General features: G+C 69.2%; 17 protein-coding genes. 2 read left to right on the top strand and 15 right to left on the bottom strand.

Annotated elements, in window-relative coordinates:
- The first annotated feature begins 89 nt into the window (after positions 1–89).
- Positions 90–455 (top strand): MmcQ/YjbR family DNA-binding protein, encoded by a 366-nt coding sequence (locus tag SACMADRAFT_RS13945; protein ID WP_009154468.1) that lies wholly within the window; start codon positions 90–92, stop codon positions 453–455.
- A 2-nt stretch (positions 456–457) separates the two neighbouring features.
- Here the strand turns inward: SACMADRAFT_RS13945 and SACMADRAFT_RS13940 are convergent, their stop codons facing one another.
- The 7 genes from SACMADRAFT_RS13940 to pafA all read right to left on the bottom strand — a co-directional run bounded on the left by SACMADRAFT_RS13940 (position 458) and on the right by pafA (position 6360).
- Positions 458–1339: a diacylglycerol/lipid kinase family protein gene (locus tag SACMADRAFT_RS13940; protein WP_009154467.1), complete on the bottom strand. Its 882-nt coding sequence runs from the start codon at positions 1337–1339 to the stop codon at positions 458–460.
- Between the two features lie 6 nt (positions 1340–1345).
- The gene (gene tatC, locus SACMADRAFT_RS13935; protein ID WP_009154466.1) at positions 1346–2314 is read right to left on the bottom strand and encodes a twin-arginine translocase subunit TatC; all 969 of its coding nucleotides are present in this window, start codon (positions 2312–2314) and stop codon (positions 1346–1348) included.
- A gap of 50 nt (positions 2315–2364) precedes the next feature.
- A complete protein-coding gene (gene tatA, locus SACMADRAFT_RS13930) occupies positions 2365–2679 on the bottom strand; it encodes a Sec-independent protein translocase subunit TatA (protein ID WP_009154465.1) in 315 nt (104 codons plus the stop codon).
- A gap of 51 nt (positions 2680–2730) precedes the next feature.
- A complete protein-coding gene (locus SACMADRAFT_RS13925) occupies positions 2731–2937 on the bottom strand; it encodes a bacteriophage holin (RefSeq protein ID WP_040925692.1) in 207 nt (68 codons plus the stop codon).
- 10 nt (positions 2938–2947) lie between these two features.
- Positions 2948–3928, bottom strand: a complete 981-nt coding sequence (locus SACMADRAFT_RS13920) for a helix-turn-helix transcriptional regulator (RefSeq protein WP_009154464.1) — start codon at positions 3926–3928, stop codon at positions 2948–2950.
- Entirely contained in the window at positions 3925–4908 is a 984-nt protein-coding gene (locus SACMADRAFT_RS13915) for a helix-turn-helix transcriptional regulator (protein ID WP_009154463.1), read from the bottom strand. Before SACMADRAFT_RS13915 ends, SACMADRAFT_RS13920 begins: the two co-directional genes overlap by 4 nt.
- Positions 4909–5001: 93 nt before the next feature.
- Positions 5002–6360 (bottom strand): Pup--protein ligase, encoded by a 1359-nt coding sequence (gene pafA / locus SACMADRAFT_RS13910; protein WP_009154462.1) that lies wholly within the window; start codon positions 6358–6360, stop codon positions 5002–5004.
- Between the two features lie 137 nt (positions 6361–6497).
- Here pafA and SACMADRAFT_RS13905 point away from each other — a divergent pair, with 137 nt between their 5' ends.
- Positions 6498–7967, top strand: a complete 1470-nt coding sequence (locus SACMADRAFT_RS13905) for a bifunctional phosphatase PAP2/diacylglycerol kinase family protein (protein WP_040926406.1) — start codon at positions 6498–6500, stop codon at positions 7965–7967.
- A gap of 1 nt (position 7968) precedes the next feature.
- Here the strand turns inward: SACMADRAFT_RS13905 and prcA are convergent, their stop codons facing one another.
- The 8 genes from prcA to SACMADRAFT_RS13865 form a co-directional block, all read right to left on the bottom strand.
- Positions 7969–8805, bottom strand: coding sequence for a proteasome subunit alpha (gene prcA / locus SACMADRAFT_RS13900; protein ID WP_009154460.1), 837 nt, complete (start codon positions 8803–8805; stop codon positions 7969–7971).
- A 78-nt stretch (positions 8806–8883) separates the two neighbouring features.
- Entirely contained in the window at positions 8884–9744 is an 861-nt protein-coding gene (prcB, locus tag SACMADRAFT_RS13895; RefSeq protein WP_009154459.1) for a proteasome subunit beta, read from the bottom strand.
- A 74-nt stretch (positions 9745–9818) separates the two neighbouring features.
- A complete protein-coding gene (locus SACMADRAFT_RS13890; protein WP_009154458.1) occupies positions 9819–10013 on the bottom strand; it encodes a ubiquitin-like protein Pup in 195 nt (64 codons plus the stop codon).
- Positions 10014–10100: 87 nt separating this feature from the next.
- Positions 10101–11603 carry a depupylase/deamidase Dop gene (gene dop, locus SACMADRAFT_RS13885; RefSeq protein WP_040925691.1) on the bottom strand — a complete coding sequence of 501 codons (1503 nt, stop codon included), beginning with the start codon at positions 11601–11603 and terminating at the stop codon, positions 10101–10103.
- A 90-nt stretch (positions 11604–11693) separates the two neighbouring features.
- On the bottom strand, positions 11694–12335 hold the full coding sequence (locus SACMADRAFT_RS13880) for a hypothetical protein (protein WP_009154456.1): 642 nt from the start codon (positions 12333–12335) through the stop codon (positions 11694–11696).
- Entirely contained in the window at positions 12332–13270 is a 939-nt protein-coding gene (locus tag SACMADRAFT_RS13875; RefSeq protein ID WP_040925690.1) for an aldo/keto reductase, read from the bottom strand. The genes SACMADRAFT_RS13880 and SACMADRAFT_RS13875 overlap by 4 nt, the downstream gene beginning before the upstream one ends.
- Positions 13271–13366: 96 nt before the next feature.
- On the bottom strand, positions 13367–14461 hold the full coding sequence (locus SACMADRAFT_RS13870) for an epoxide hydrolase family protein (protein WP_009154454.1): 1095 nt from the start codon (positions 14459–14461) through the stop codon (positions 13367–13369).
- A gap of 131 nt (positions 14462–14592) precedes the next feature.
- Positions 14593–14997, bottom strand: a complete 405-nt coding sequence (locus SACMADRAFT_RS13865; RefSeq protein ID WP_009154453.1) for a hypothetical protein — start codon at positions 14995–14997, stop codon at positions 14593–14595.
- Positions 14998–15077: the final 80 nt, after the last annotated feature.

Here is a 15077-nt window from a genome sequence, read left to right as displayed (position 1 = left end):
GCGCCAGGGTTCCATACTCGTGGCCTGCCGTGCAGGCGGCGGGTATGCGAGCGCCGCCACGTGTCGGTGCCGGGCACTAGGCTGGCCGGATGACTCCACGGGAGCTGCGCGCTGCCTGCCTCGCACTGACCGGCGCGCGGGAGGAGTTTCCGTTCAACGAAGCCACCAGTGTGTTCAAGGTCGAGGGCAAGATGTTCGCGCTCAGCGCACTCGACGACGTGCCGCTGCGGGTGAGCCTGAAGTGCGAACCGGACCTGGCGCTGCGGTTGCGGGCGACCTACCCCGCCGTCACCGCCGGCTACCACCTGAACAAGCGCCACTGGAACACCGTCGAACTGGACGACTCGGTGCCCGACCAGCTGGTGCTGGACATGATCGAGGACTCCTACGACCTCGTGGTGGCGCGGCTGCCCAAGGCGACGCGGCACCTACTGGGCTGGCGCACCGGGTCCTGACGTCAGTCGAGGACGGTGAGCGCCTCGGGAACGCAGGTTGCGGTCACCGGCAGGGCGCCGAGCGGTTCGCCATCGGCGTAGGCGGGCCAGTCGTTGCCCGACAGCGTGACTTCCCTGGCACGCAGGGTGTGTACGGCGGGGTGGCTCAGGTGCTTGCCCGTGCGCAGCGTGGGCAGCATCCGGATGAGCTGCCCTCGACCGGCCTGCCCCACCACGGTGAGGTCGAACAGTCCGTCGTCGGCCCGCGCGGAGGGGCAGATCGGGATACCGCCGCCGTACCACCCGGTGTTACCGACCGCCACCAGTGTGGCCTGTAGTTCTAGCCGGTCGGTGTCGGTGGTGACGATCAACCTTCTGGTCCGCAACGAGGCCAGTTCGGCGACGACGGCCAGGTCGTAGCGACGCGGTCCGCTGGGCCAACGCATCCGGTTCGCGCGCGCGTTGACCGACGCGTCGAACCCGGCGCACAGCACGGTACTGAACCAGGTGTCGCCGAGCCTGCCGAGATCCATCTTGCGGGTACGGCCCGCCAGCAGCGACGCCACCACGGCATCGACGGCAGCGAGCGGATCGGCGGGCATGCCCAGCGCTCTGGCCAGGTCGTTGCCGGTACCTGAGGGAACCACGCCGAGCGCGATGTCGGTTCCCGCGCAGAACTGCACGGCCTGATGGGCCGCGCCGTCCCCGCCGAGCACCACCACCGCGTCGAGCCCTGCGCCGTGGGCCTCACGCATGAGGGCGTGCGACTCCTCCACCGTGTTGGCCGCCAGCAGGTCCAGCCGGTCGGTGGCGGCTCGCAGCCGGGCGGCCACGGTCCCGGCCACCCTGGCCGCCGCGCCCTTCCCGGAGTCGGGATGCACGGCCAGCGCCACTCGCAGTCCCATCTGCGGCTACGTCACGTCGTCGGGGGCTGCGTTGCTCGCGTTGCCGGACTGCTTGGCGCGAGGTTCGTCGTCCACGGACGTGGGGGTGTAGTCGAACGGCGCTGCCTCGTCGTCGGCGAGCCGATCCCAACCCTCCTCGGCCCGGTGCCGGTCGCGCTTGCGGTCGTGCAGCCTGGTGAGCTGCAGCGCGAACTCGAACAGCAATGTCAGCGCCCCCGCCAGCGCGATCATGGAGAACGGGTCCGCGGGCGTCACGAACGCCGCGAAGACGAACAGGATGAAGATGATCCCGCGGCGCCACTTCTTGAGCTGCTCGTAGCGCACCACGCCGACCCGGTTGAGCATCACCACCAGCAGCGGCAACTCGAAGCTCACACCGAAAATCAGCAGCAGCGAGATCACGAACGACACGTACTTGTCGCCGGTGAACCAGGTGTCGAACGCGCCGCCACCGAAGTTGGTCAGCAACTCCAGCGCGTGCGGAACCATGAAGTAGGCGAGCACCACACCGCAGGCGAACAGCACGCTGGCGAAGCCGACGAAGGTGAGGGCATACTTGCGTTCCTTGGAGTACAGCCCCGGCGCGATGAACGCCCACAGCTGGTACAGCCACGCGGGCGCGAACAGCACGGCACCCGCCGTAAGGCCGACCTTCAACTGGATCATGAAGGCCTCGAACGGCACCGTCTGCAGCAGCCTGCACGGCGGCTCCTTGGGGAACCGCTGCTCGGGCGGGATGGCGCAGTACGGGCCGGTGACGAGGTCACCGAGCGACGGGATGGGACCGACCCGGTTGCTGAACCACAGGAAGCCGACGATCCCGCCCGCCACGAGCGCGAGCAACGCGAATCCCAGCCTGCGGCGGAACTCGTAGATGTGCTCGATCAGCGTCATGGTGCCGTCGGGGTTGTGCCGACGGCTGCGCGCGCGTCGCTTGCTCCCGCGCCGTTCGCGCTTGTCGGGGGAATCCGCCACGGGCAGCTTCCGTTTCTTGTTCGCGGTCGAAGGGTCTGCTCAGGCGGGCGCTACTTCTGGGTCTGGTCGAAGCTGGAAGTGGCCTGCTGCTTCTTGAGCTCGTCCAACTGCCGCTGCAACTGCTCCACCTGGGCGTCGGTGTTCACCTGCGTGGACTGGGGCAGCTGCCTGGTCTCGGGCTCGGTCGCCTGGTCGGTCTGCGTGGTCGCCTCACCGGACTCGCCACGCATGTCCTTGGTCTCGGCCTTGAAGATCTTCATCGACTTGCCGATCGACCGCGCGGCGTCCGGAAGCCGCTTGGCACCGAACAGCAGCACCACAACAAGGACCAGGATGATCAAGTGCCACGGCTGCAGAGCATTCATCGGTGGCCTCCTCACTCGTTCAGGTCGATCGTACTTACTCGCGGTCGCGGATCAATGCGTTCGACGGCGCCTGCCCCCCACGGCGACCCGCAGTGCGGCCCACCGTGCGCGCAGCAGCCCGAGGTGATCGCGCGTGCTCGTAGACACCATGCTGGCCGTGTCGCCATACCTGCGCAACAGTCTGGTCACACGCGTTCCCAGAATTGCCAGTGCTGCGATCCCGAGGACGACGAGCACGACGCTCAGCTCGTAGAACACGGTGGGAAGCTTACTGGTTCAAAGTGACGGGAAGATGACGTGCTCGGGCCAGCGCGTCGGCGGCTCGCTTGCGTACGGCTTGCGCCAGAGCCGGCGGCTTCTCCACCGTCAACTGCCCGCCCAGCCGCAACACCAGCCGCACCAGCCACGACTCGTCGCCGTAGCGCATCCGCACCCGCAGCCGCCCGCCCTCGAGCTCGGCCAGTTCCTCGCACGGGTAGTACTCCGCGACCCACCGCGCGTCCGGCGCCAGCACCAACTCGGCTTCCGGGTAGTCCGGCCGGGGCGAGAACACGCCATTGGTGAGATCGGTCGGCTCCGCGCTGCCCGGAGGCTCCGCGGGTTCGGGCAGGACCGCCAACTCGTCGACCCGGTCGAGCCGGAACAGCCGTACCGCGTTCGCGCGGCGACACCACGCTTCCAGGTATCCCACACCCTGCACGATCAGCAGCCGCATCGGGTCCACGGTGCGTTCGGTGATCTCGTCCTTGGATGCGGTGTAGTACCGCATCCGTAGCGCGCGGCCGGCCTGCAACGCCTCGCGCATCGTCTCGCGGGTACGGGCGGTGTGCTGGGCCTCGCGCACCCCGTGGCCGACCACCACCCCGGACGGCTGCGCGTCACCGGCGGCCGCTTCGATCTTGGCGATCGCCCTGTGCACCGCCTCCGTGTCGACCACGCCCGGTGTCTCGGCCAGCGCCTTCAGCGCGATCACCAGCGCACTGGCCTCGCCGCCGGTCAGCCGCAGCGGCCTGCGCATACCCGCGTCGAAGGTCACCGAGACGGTGTCGCCGTCGAAGGACAGGTCGATGAGGTCGCCGGGACCGTAGCCCGGCAGCCCGCACATCCACAGCAGCTCCAGATCCTTGCGTAGCTGCTTGGCGCTGACGTCGAAGTCCTGCGCGGCCTCCTCGATCCGGATGCCGGGCCTGGCCAGCAGGTAGGGCACCAGAGCCAGCAGGCGCGGCAGGCGCTCGGCCGACCCGCTCATCCCGACACCCCCTGCGCCACCCGCTCCAACCGGTCGGTGACCGCCTTGGCCAACACGTCCGGCTCCAGCACCAGCACATCCGGCCCGTATCCGGCTATCCAGTCGGCCGCGCCTTCGGGGTAGTACAGATCTATCTCGACGATGTCGCCGTCGGTGTCGGCCACAGCCATCCGGTCCAACACCGTGGCGCGCCTGCGCACCCCCGCCGCGCGCCCGTCGGCCAGCCACAACCGCGCCTTGGCCACCGGCGAACGGTCGTGGTCACGCTCACCCGAACCCGCCACGAACTCCAGCAGGTCCACGTCGGGCGGCCTGCGCACCGTCGAAGGAGCGCCCAGCGTGCGGACCTGGCCGGTGATCCGCGACAGCCGGAAGCAGCGTGGAGCGTCGCGGTCGCGGTCGTAGCCGACGACGTACCAGCGCGCTCGCCACGACACCACACCCCACGGTTCCAGCGTTCGTGGGCGGCGCTCCGGTGATCCTGACCGCCGGTAGTCGAAGCGCACCACCTGCCCCTGCTGCACCGCCGAGAGCAGCGGAGCGAACGCGGGCTCGGTGTGCACCCGCTGCTCGACGATCGGGGGTGCGTTCTCGTCCACCTCGACGCCCGCCGCGCGCAGCTTGACCAGCGCGCCCTGCGCCTGCCCTGTCAGTTCGGGCGAGTCCCACAGCCGCACCGCCAGCGCGACGGCGGCGGCCTCGTCCGGAGCCAGGTCGATCTCGCCGAGTTCGTAGTCACGGCGAGCGATGCGGTAGCCCTCCACCGGGTCGAAGGCGGAGTTGCGCCCGGTCTCCAGCGGGATACCGAGTTCACGCAGCTCGGTCTTGTCCCGCTCGAACATCCGGGAGAACGCCTCGTCGGTGGCGGCGTCGGAGTATCCGGGCACGATGCCGCGAATCCGCTCGGCGGTCAGGTACTGCCGAGTGGACAACAGGGCGAGCACCAGGTTGACCAGGCGCTCAGCACGCGCGGTGGACACCCTGCCAACCTTAGCTGCCGGGCCGCGCCGTTTCCTCGCAGGTAGGCCACCGTGGCGCGGGTCACCGGACGGCAGGCATCCGCGCCCTACCCGTCACAACGAGTTGATCAGGCGCTCCACCCGCTCGTCGACCGAACGGAACGGGTCCTTGCACAGCACGGTCCGCTGGGCCTGGTCGTTGAGCTTCAGATGCACCCAGTCCACCGTGAAGTCACGACCGGCCTGCTGCGCGGCGGCGATGAAGTCGCCGCGCAGCTTCGCACGCGTGGTCTGCGGCGGCGTGTCCTTGGCCAGCTCGATCTCGCCGTCGTCGGTCACCCGCTTCACCATGCCCTTGCGTTGCAGCAGGTCGAACACTCCCCTGCCCCGACGAATGTCGTGGTAGGCCAGGTCCAGCTGCGCGACCCTCGGGTCGGAGAGGTCGAGGTTGTTCTTGCTGCGGTAGCGCTCGACAAGGCGATGCTTGATCGCCCAGTCGATCTCGGTGTCGATCTTGGAGAAGTCCTGCTGTTCCACCGCGTCCAGCGCGCGGCCCCACAGTTCCACCACCCGTTCGGCGGTCGGGCCGGAGCCGTTGGTCTCCACGTGCCGCACCGCGCGGGCGTGGTACTCGCGCTGGATCTCCAGCGCCGAGGCCTCCCTGCCGCCCGCCAGCCGCACCTGGCGCCTTCCGGTGAGGTCGTGGCTGATCTCGCGGATCGCACGGATCGGGTTGTCCAGGGTGAAGTCGCGGAACTGCACCCCCTGCTCGATCATCTCCAGCACCAGGTTGGCCGAGCCCACCTTCAGCAGCGTTGTCGGCTCCGCCATGTTCGAGTCGCCCACGATGACGTGCAGCCTGCGGTAACGTTCGGCGTCGGCATGCGGCTCGTCACGGGTATTGATGATCGGCCGGGAACGCGTGGTGGCACTGGACACGCCTTCCCAGATGTGCTCGGCACGCTGCGAAAGGCAGTACACCGCGCCGCGGGGCGTTTGCAGCACCTTGCCTGCACCCGAGATGAGCTGGCGCGTGACCAGGAACGGCAACAGCACGTCGGCGATCCGCGAAAACTCACCCGCACGGGTTACCAGGTAGTTCTCGTGGCAGCCGTAGGAGTTGCCCGCCGAGTCGGTGTTGTTCTTGAACAGGAAGATGTCGCCGCCGATGCCCTCGTCGGCGAGCCTTCGCTCGGCATCGACGAGCAGGTCCTCCAGGATCCGCTCGCCCGCCTTGTCGTGCGTGACAAGCTGCGTCAGATCGTCACACTCGGCGGTGGCGTACTCGGGGTGCGAGCCGACATCCAGGTAGAGCCGGGAACCGTTGGACAGAAAAACGTTCGAGGACCGGCCCCACGACACCACTCGCCGAAACAGGTAACGCGCCACTTCGTCGGGAGACAACCTGCGCTGCCCATGGAAGGTGCAGGTGACCCCGAACTCGGTTTCGATCCCAAAGATCCGCCGCTGCATCCTTCAAGGGTATGCGCTAACCGGCCCGCCACGACCAACGAATCCGGCGTCGAAACGGTGTCAGTGCCCAACGGCTACCGTTGACAACCGTGCCCGACCCGCAACCCAACTCCCTGCCCAACTCCCTGCCGAGAACCATGCGTCAGGTGGGCGCGCGCGACCGCGCCCTTGTCGCGCGCAGCGCGTCACTGCCCGCCTCCCCCGCCGACGCGCTGCTGCGCGCCCTGAGCCGCTCCGCGAACAAGGGACGCCTGTGGTGGGCCGTCGCCGCCACGCTCGCCACCCGCAAGGGCGCACCACGGCGCGGCGCGCTGCGCGGCCTCGCCGCCGTCGCGGGGGCCAGCGTCGCCGCCAACCTCGTCGGCAAGCCGCTGTTCCCCCGCCGCAGACCGGCAGCCGAACTGGTACCCGAACCCCGCAGGCTGGTCAAGCGCCCCACCTCGTCGTCGTTTCCTTCCGGGCACGCCGCCTCCGCCGCCGCGTTCGTGACCTCCGTGGCCATGGAGGCACCGGCGCTGGGGCTGGCGCTGGCCCCCGTCGGCGCCGCGGTGTCCTACTCCCGCATGCACACCGGCGTGCACTGGCCCAGCGACATCGGGGCAGGAATGCTCATCGGCGTCGCCGCCGCGCTCGCCACCCGGCACTGGTGGCCACTGCACCCTGACACCCCCGCCCGCACGGCGCACCGGGCCCACGCCCCGGTGATGCGCGACGGCGAGGACATGCTCGCCGTGGTCAACCCCGGCTCCGGCGACGCCGACAGCGACCCCACCGACGAGGTCCGCTACGCCTGGCCCAAGGCCACCCTGCTCTACCCCGACCCCGGCACCGACATCCGTGCCCAGCTGGAAGCCGAGATCCTGCGCGCCGACGGCCGGGTACGCGCGCTCGGCGTCGCGGGCGGCGACGGGACCGTCGCCGCGGTCGCCTCGGTCGCCGCCGACTACGACCTGCCGCTCGCGCTGATTCCCGCCGGAACTCTCAACCACTTCGCCCGTGACGTCGGCGTGCGCGCCATGCGAGACGCCGACGCGGCGACCGAGGCGGGCGCCGCCGTGGGCATCGACCTCGGCGAGGTCGAGATCTCCGGCGCGGGAACCACCAGCCGCCGCTGGTTCGTCAACACCGCCAGCCTCGGCGGCTACCCGGAAATGGTGCGGCTGCGGGAGAAGATCCAGCAGCGCCACCCCAAATGGCCCGCCACCGTCATCGCGCTGGTCCGCACGCTACGCCGCGCCAGACCGCTGCGGGTCCGACTCGACGGCAAACCCATGACGCTGTGGATGATCTTCGTCGGCAACGGCACCTACGCACCGAGGGGGTTCGGGCCCTCACGCAGGCCCGCGCTCGACACCGGCCTGCTCGACGTGCGATTCCTGCGCGCCGACCTGCCGTACTCACGGGCGCGGTTCGTGCTGGCGATGTTGACGAACACGCTCACCACCAGCCACGTCTACCGCCAGGTCGACCTGCCCTCGCTCGAGGTCGAACTACTCGACGCCAACCGCAGGGTCGCCACCGACGGCGAGGTCGGGCCACTGGGCCGCAGGTTCCGGTTCCACTCCCGACCGAGCACGCTGACGATCTACCGGCTACCCGAACGGTGACTCAGGTCTGCGACGGGCCGGACTCGCCGGAAGCCTGCCCGTTGCCGTTGCCGTCAGCGCTGCCGTTGGCGCTGCCGCCCTGGCCCTCGCCGGGCTGCTGCCCGTTGCCGTCCTCGCCCTTGGCGGGCTCCGAGGGACCCGGCATCAACGCGTCCAGCGCCGCGCCGGTGATGCGCCGGAACTTACGGCCTGGCCGCTCCCTGTCGAGCACCGCGACCTCGAGCTTTCCGGGCTCGCCCTCACCGTTACCGCCGGCTCCCGGCGTGGCAGGGGCACGCAGCGATTCCACCGCGACCCGCAGCGCATCGGCCAGTTCCATGCCGTCGGAGAAGGCGTCCTTCAGCCTGGAGTTGATCGTGTCCGCCTGACCGCCCATCACCACGAACTTCGGCTCGTCCATCACGATCGAGCCGTCGTAGGTCAGCCGGTACAGCTCGTCCTCGTCCGAGGTCGCCCCCACCTGGGCCACACAGATCTCCACCTCGAACGGCTTGAGCTGTTCGGTGAAGATCGTGCTCAGCGTCTGGGCGTACACGTTGGCCAGTGCCCTGGCGTTCACATCACGCCGGTCGTACTGGTAGCCCTGCAGGTCAACGTGCCGGATGCCGCCCCTGCGCAGGCTCTCGAACTCGCTGTAGCGGCCCACCGCGGCGAACCCGATCCGGTCGTAGATCTCCGAGACCTTGTGCAACGTCGGCGACGGGTTCTCCGCGACGAACAACACGCCGCCCCGGTACTTGAGCACGACGACGCTTCGTCCCCTGGCGATGCCCTTACGGGCGAGCTCGGAACGCTCACGCATCAACTGCTCGGGTGAGGCGTACAGCGGCATCGTCACTGGAGTTGGCTCCGCTCTGCTCGTCTTGTCAATTCCATCAACGCTGTCAGCAACGCTGCCGGCAGCGGTCGGCGAAAGTCAGCCGAGCCGCCCCGGCCGTTCGGACCTGCTCTCCACCACAGCCCGCGCGATCGCCGCGGTCTGCTCCTGCGGCGTCTTCACGGCACCGTGCTCAGCCGTGATCGTGACCACCGTCGGGTAGATGTTGCGCACCAGGTCGGGCCCACCCGTGGCGGTGTCGTCGTCGGCCGCGTCGTAGAGCGCCTCCACCGCGGCGCGGGTGGCCGCCTCGGCGTCGGCATCGGGATCGTAGAGCTTCTTCAGCGACGACTTGGCCAACACCGACCCCGAGCCCACGGCGTGATAGCCGGCAGTCTCCTCGTAGCGGCCACCGGTCACGTCGAACGACACGATCCTGCCCGCACGCTTGGGGTCGGAAGAATCGATGTCGTATCCGACGAACAGCGGCAGCACCGCCAGACCCGCCAGCGCGACGTCGAGGTTGCCCTTGACCATGTTCGCCAGCTTGTTCGCCTTGCCGTCCAGCGAAAGCGAAACACCCTCGATCTTCTCGTAGTGGGCCAGTTCCACCGTGTAGAGCCGGACCAGTTCCAAGGCGATACCGGCGGTGCCCGCGATACCGACCGCGGAGTATGCGTCGGTGACGTAGACCTTCTCCAGGTCCCGCGTGGCGATCATGTTACCGGTGGTGGCCCTGCGGTCACCGGCGAGCAGCACGCCGCCGCTGAACGTGGCGGCGACGATCGTCGTGCCGTGCGGCGGCTCGATGGCGCTGCCGGGCGCCAGCACACCGTCCGGCTTCCTGCTCGGCAGCAGTTCAGGAGCCTGTGCTCTCAGGAAATCGGCGAACGACGACGTTGTCGACGACAGGTAGGCAGCGGGCAGCGCGAAGCCCGAGTTGCGCGGAGTGTGTTCCATGCGTGCTCGTAGTTCCCATCGACGAGGCGGACGACAGTGCGGTCAGAAAGCTTATGGGATGGCGTCTTTCGACCCTACTGCCCGCCCTTTTGCACGTAGGCACGCACGAAGTCCTCGGCGTTCTCCTCCAGCACGTCGTCGATCTCGTCGAGGATCGTGTCCACGTCCTCGCCGAGCTTCTCGCGGCGTTCCTGGCCGGCAGGCGCACCAGCCTCGACATCATCGTCGGAGTCGCCGCCACCGTGCTTTTCAACCTTCTCCTGAGCCATGCTCGCCTCCCGGTGTGGCTGTTGCCTCTAGACTACCCAGACCTACCCGCATTCGGGGGTTCGGTGATCCTCCGGTGATCTTCGCGCTCACCCCGATGTCGTAAGGGCCTCCACCAACTCCTCGGCCGTCTCCGACTCGTCCAGCAGCTTGCCGACGTGCGCTTTCGTACCTCGCAGCGGCTCCAGTGTGGGGATGCGCACGAGCGACTCCTTGCCCACGTCGAAGATCACCGAGTCCCACGACGCGGCGGCGATGGAGTTGGCGTACTTCTCCAGCGTCCTTCCCCTGAAGTAGGCACGGGTGTCCGACGGCGGGTTGGTGATCGCCGCCTGCACCTCCTCCTCGCTCACCAGGCGCTTCATCGAACCGCGCGTGACAAGCCGGTTGTACAGGCCCTTGTCCAGCCGCACGTCGGAGTACTGCAGGTCCACCAGGTGCAGCCGAGGCGCCGCCCAGCCGAGCTGGTCCCGCTGCCGGTAGGCCTCCAGCAGCCGCAGCTTCGCGGGCCAGTCGAGCCGGTCGGCGCACTCGGCCGGATCGCGCGCCAGCGCGTCCAGCACCTCACCCCAGACCCGCAGCACCTCCTTGGACTGCTCGTCGGCGCCGGTTCGCTCCAGATGCTCCGCGGCCATCTCGTGGTAGGCGTACTGCAGGTCCAGGCCGCTGTACTTGCGCCCGTTGGCCAACTCCACCGTGGTCTTCAGCGTCGGATCGTGGCTGATCTCGTGCACGGCACGTACCGGCTCGTCCAGCTTGAGATCGTCGAACCGCACCCCCTGCTCGATCATGTCGATGACCAGCGCCGTGGTGCCCAGCTTCAGAAACGTCGCGTACTCGGCCAGGTTGGCGTCCCCGACGATCACGTGCAGCCTGCGGTACTTGTCGGCGTCGGCGTGCGGTTCGTCCCGGGTGTTGATGATGCCGCGTTTCAGCGTGGTCTCGAGGCCCACCTCGACCTCGATGTAGTCGGCGCGCTGGGACAGCTGAAAGCCCGCCTCCTCGCCCTGCTGCCCGATGCCGACCCGGCCCGAGCCGGTGATCACCTGCCTGGACACGAAGAAGGGCGTCAGCCCGGCGATGACGGCGGTGAACGGCGTGGAGCGCGCCATGAGGTAGTTCTCATGGGTGCCGTAGCTGGCGCCCTTGCCGTCGACGTTGTTCTTGTAGAGCTGCAGCGGAGGCTGACCGGGTACGGTGGCGGCCCGCATCGCAGCCTCCTCCATGACCCGCTCTCCGGCCTTGTCCCAGATCACCGCGTCCCGCGCGTTGGTCACCTCCGGCGCGGAGTACTCCGGGTGGGCGTGATCGACGTACAGCCGCGCACCGTTGGTCAGGATGACGTTGGCCGCGCCGAGGTCCTCCACGTCGGGGTCGGGGCCCTGCTGGCCCGGTCCCGTCAGGTCGAACCCGCGTGCGTCGCGCAGCGGCGACTCCACCTCGTAGTCCCAGCGGGCTCTACGCGCTCGCGGAATGTCCGCGGCCGCCGCGTAGGCCAGCACAACTTGGGTGGAGGTCAGCACCGGGTTCGCCGTCGCATCGCCCGGCACCGCGATCCCGTACTCCACCTCGGTTCCCATGATCCGCCGCATGGCACCAAGCGTACGGGTCTTCGCGCCGGTGTACCCGCCTGCCCGCACGCCGGTACCGCTCCGGCGGGGTGAGAGCCGCGTGGGGCGGGGTCAGCCGTTCGCAGGCAGCTTCGCCGCGGCGATCGGGGCGATCCGCAGTACGGCGTCCCTGGCTCTGGCCTGCTCACCAGCACTGACCTGGATGCCGGAGATCACCCGACCCGAGGCGAGCAGCAGCGTGCAGGTGTTGTCGATGCACCAGCCGCGATGCGCCTCGACGTCCGGCCTGCTCGGCAGGGTCAGCTCCGCTCCGGGGCAGCGAACCCTGCCGTTGAGCACCTCGGCCGCCGGCCGGTCGACGTAACCCGTGACCAGTTGGTCGAGCGTGGACCCCGTGGGGTACTCCCAGCGCAGCAGCGTGCGCTGGCGACCGATCAGGCCCACCGGTACCGCGGCGAGGCATCCGCTCGCCACGCTGGGCGCGTCGACAGCGCGCACTCCCTCCCCCGCGAGATCCTGCTCGTCGAGTACCGCGCGTTCCACGGCCTGCTCCACCTCGGCCGGGTCCGCGCCGGGCGTGGTGGGCTGCGATCGCGGCGGGACGGTCGCGGACGGGCGCGTGGCGACCGCGGTCGACTCGCCACCGTCGCCCGAGTCGACCTGCCGTTCACCACATCCGGCCAGTCCACCCGTCACCAGCAGCGCGACCGCGACCAGCACCGGCACCGCACGCACGGCTCGGACACTAGTCATTGCCAGTGCATACCCGACCGCCGGGCCCAGTAGCGTTCGGGTTCCTCCCGCAGGTCGGCCAGCGCGGCCAGGTCCTCCTCGGCCAACGCGAGCCGCGCGCCGACGAGGTTGTCGGCCAACTGCTGGGTACTCGCGGGGCCGAGCAACACCACGTCGGCCCACGGTTGCGCGAACACGTGGGCCAGCGCTACCGCGTCGGTGGACACCCCGCGTGCTTCGGCGAGTTCGGCCAGCCTGCGGGGTGGCTCGACGGCGAGCCTTCCGTTGGCCAGCGTCTCCTTCACCTGCACCAGTACTCCTGCCGCGTGCGCGTCCGCAAGCGCCGGGCCTGCCGAGGTCTCCAGCGGGTTCCAGGTCGACTGCACGGCGCTGAACACTCCTACGCCCGCCACCTGTAGGTCCAGCGCCCGCCGGATCGTGTCCGCCTGCGCAGGCCCTGAGGTGGAGAACCCCACGGCGACCCCGCGATCGGCCAACTCGGCCAGCGCCTCGAGCAGCGGTTCGTCGGTGAACAGCCCGCTGTCGGCGGTCAGCGAGTGCACCTGGTAGAGGGTGATGACCTCACCCAGCAGCGCCGCCGTCTGCGCCCACTGCTCGCGGAAGCGCTCCAGCGAGTGCTCCTTGACCTCGTGGACCCGCGCGTCCAGCCGCCACTGACCGACGTAGCGGTATCCCCACTTGCTCGATACGACGACGTCGGTGTGGCCGCGGTCGGCCAGCCAGCCCGCGAGGAACTCCTCGGCCCTACCGTAGGAGCGGGCGGCGTCGACCCGCCGGATACCGGCCGCGTAGGCACGGTCGAGCACCGCGTAGGTCCTCGCGCGCATCGTCTCGACGTCGCGATGCGAGGGCAGCGCACCCGTTCGGCCGAGATTGATGTAGGCGGGCCTGCCGAGCGCGGCGAGCCCTACCGCTGTCCTTGCGGTGTTGTCCATGACGGTGACGGTACCGAGGAAGTTCGGTGTCGGGGCGCGTCTCCACACCGCAGCCGTATAGGCCGTTATACGTCGATGTTGATCTCGGCCCGACAGCTACCGCGAGCGGTCGGCGATGCGATCGAGGAAGAAGGCACGGACATCCTCGGCGAGCGGTTCGGGTGCCTCCATCGCGGCGAAGTGTCCACCTCGCTCGAACTCCGACCAGTGCCGGACGTCGTACAGCCGCTCGGCCAGCGGTCGAACCGACTGCGTGATGTCGTGCGCGAACACCGCCACGCCGACCGGCACCGGGCACGGCTCACTTCGCCGAGCGGCCTCGTGGTGCAGTCGCGCCGAGGAGGCCGCGGTGTTGGTCAGCCAGTACAGCGAAACGTTGGTGAGCAGCCGGTCGTCGCTGATCCGCGACGCAGGGTCCGTCCACTGGGCGAAACGCTCGGCGATCCAGACCAGCTGGCCGACCGGCGAGTCGGTCAGCGCGTAGCCGATGGTCTGGGGAGTGAGGGCCTGCAGGGCTTGATACGGCGGGCGATTCTCCAGCAGCCGCCTCACCTTGTCCAGCCGGGCCTCGTCCGCTGCCGACAGCTCGACGTCGGCCTCCGGCGCCGGCCGGGTCGGCAGGTAGTTGACGTGCACCCCGACCACCCGCTCCGGGGCCACCGCGCCGAGCGCCAGCGAGATGCCCGCACCGAAGTCGCCGCCCTGGGCGCCGTAACGCTGGTATCCGAGGCGGCGCATGAGCTCGGCCCAGGCTCGCGCCACGTGCACGACATCCCAACCACGCTCACGGGTGGGCCCCGAGAAGCCGTATCCGGGGATGGACGGGATCACCAGGTGGAAGTCGCGCGACAGCGGCTCGATCACATCGAGGAACTCGAGGAACGAACCGGGCCAGCCGTGAGTCAGGATCAGCGCGAGTGCGTTCGGTTTCGACGAGCGGACGTGGACGAAGTGGATGTTCTGGCCGTCGATCTCGGTGGTGAAGTGCGCGAGCTCGTTGAGCTTCGCCTCATGGTGGCGCCAGTCGTAGCCGGTGCGCCAGTAGCCGGCCAGTTCCTTCAGCCGCGCGAGCGGGAAACCGTAGTCCCACCCGGCATCGGTGATCTCGTTGGGCCAGCGCGTGCGAACCAACCGGTCGGTCAGGTCGTCGAGATCGGCCTGGGGTACGTCGATGCGGAACGGTTCGATCATGAGGTCTCAGCTCCGGATGGGTTCACTCGGCCACACTCGTTTGTGTGACTAATGTTAGCACCACGAACGATACCATCATCATTAGTGAGCCCAACGGATTTTCCGGGCCGTCACCGCCGACCCGGCGTCCGCTAACCGCCGTCGACCGGACCGCGACCCTCACCACGACCCTCACCACGACTGTCACCGCGACGCAGCAATTCGAGGAACTGCTCGGCCGAAAGCACCTGCCGGTGCAGCTTCTCCAGCCGCGCGGCGGGCGCCCGCACGTAGCCCTTGCCGAACACCGGCGCGATCTGCCGCAGGCTGGCGCCTGCCTCCCTCGCCGCGAGCAGTGCCCAGTCCGACGCGTTCGCCAACGCCGTAGCCGCCTGCCGCAACTGACCGAGCACACTGATCAACTCCGCCGCCTCCACCTCCCCCGCCCGCACCAGATCGGCCATGTCTTCCAGCCAGGTCAGCACGTGGGCGGCGGTGACGGGTGCGGCAGGCGATGGCCGCTGCGTGGCTTCGTCGACGGGTTCGTAATCGCTCACAGCGCCCCACTGTATAGGACGTTATACAGAACGGCCAGCCATCCCGAACGCATTGCGCCCCGGCCGCGGGCGCGGCCGGG

Origin of the sequence: Saccharomonospora marina XMU15 (genome assembly GCF_000244955.1) — a bacterium.
Lineage (GTDB): Bacteria > Actinomycetota > Actinomycetes > Mycobacteriales > Pseudonocardiaceae > Saccharomonospora_A > Saccharomonospora_A marina.
Note: the sequence above shows the minus strand (reverse complement) of the source record. Positions and strands in the feature narration are given on the sequence as shown.

Coding starts and splice junctions, on each gene's coding strand:
- SACMADRAFT_RS13945 (WP_009154468.1), top strand. CDS start 90: ATGACTCCACGGGAGCTGCGCGCTGCCTGCCTCGCACTGACCGGCGCG.
- SACMADRAFT_RS13940 (WP_009154467.1), bottom strand. CDS start 1,339: ATGGGACTGCGAGTGGCGCTGGCCGTGCATCCCGACTCCGGGAAGGGC.
- tatA (WP_009154465.1), bottom strand. CDS start 2,679: ATGAATGCTCTGCAGCCGTGGCACTTGATCATCCTGGTCCTTGTTGTG.
- SACMADRAFT_RS13920 (WP_009154464.1), bottom strand. CDS start 3,928: ATGAGCGGGTCGGCCGAGCGCCTGCCGCGCCTGCTGGCTCTGGTGCCC.
- pafA (WP_009154462.1), bottom strand. CDS start 6,360: ATGCAGCGGCGGATCTTTGGGATCGAAACCGAGTTCGGGGTCACCTGC.
- SACMADRAFT_RS13905 (WP_040926406.1), top strand. CDS start 6,498: ATGCGTCAGGTGGGCGCGCGCGACCGCGCCCTTGTCGCGCGCAGCGCG.
- prcB (WP_009154459.1), bottom strand. CDS start 9,744: ATGGAACACACTCCGCGCAACTCGGGCTTCGCGCTGCCCGCTGCCTAC.
- SACMADRAFT_RS13890 (WP_009154458.1), bottom strand. CDS start 10,013: ATGGCTCAGGAGAAGGTTGAAAAGCACGGTGGCGGCGACTCCGACGAT.
- dop (WP_040925691.1), bottom strand. CDS start 11,603: ATGCGGCGGATCATGGGAACCGAGGTGGAGTACGGGATCGCGGTGCCG.
- SACMADRAFT_RS13880 (WP_009154456.1), bottom strand. CDS start 12,335: ATGACTAGTGTCCGAGCCGTGCGTGCGGTGCCGGTGCTGGTCGCGGTC.
- SACMADRAFT_RS13875 (WP_040925690.1), bottom strand. CDS start 13,270: ATGGACAACACCGCAAGGACAGCGGTAGGGCTCGCCGCGCTCGGCAGG.
- SACMADRAFT_RS13870 (WP_009154454.1), bottom strand. CDS start 14,461: ATGATCGAACCGTTCCGCATCGACGTACCCCAGGCCGATCTCGACGAC.